General features: G+C 32.8%; 1 protein-coding gene. It reads right to left on the minus strand.

Annotation, left to right across the window (positions count from 1 at the left end):
* Nucleotides 1–62: 62 nt before the first annotated feature.
* A partial coding sequence (locus ACFINC_RS10975) for an EI24 domain-containing protein (RefSeq protein ID WP_375617227.1) occupies nucleotides 63–341 on the minus strand: 279 nt, incomplete at its 5' end.

Here is a 341-nt window from a genome sequence, read left to right on the forward strand (position 1 = left end):
AAAATTTTATAGTATGCTTTCTTTCGCTCACAAGTTTTTTTAATTTTAAAGTTCAAGGAATATTATTTTTGTGTGATGCGTGCCATGGTTTTTTGGGAAAGCATTTTGTGTAAATGTGTCATAAAAGCGGCCGCAAAAAGTGGTGTAGCTAAATTAAGAATGGGAATTGAAACAAAAACCGCAATCAATAATCCAGCACCAAAAACCGTTGTATAATGAGTATTTAAAAAAGCACGCGCATCTTGCTCTGTTCGAAAACGATAAGCAGCAAACAAGAAATATTCATGACCGAGCAAATAACCATTAATAACATAAAAAGCAATCAAATTAACACCTGGTAT

The organism is Bartonella sp. AP58NXGY (assembly GCF_042195785.1).
Lineage (GTDB): Bacteria > Pseudomonadota > Alphaproteobacteria > Rhizobiales > Rhizobiaceae > Bartonella.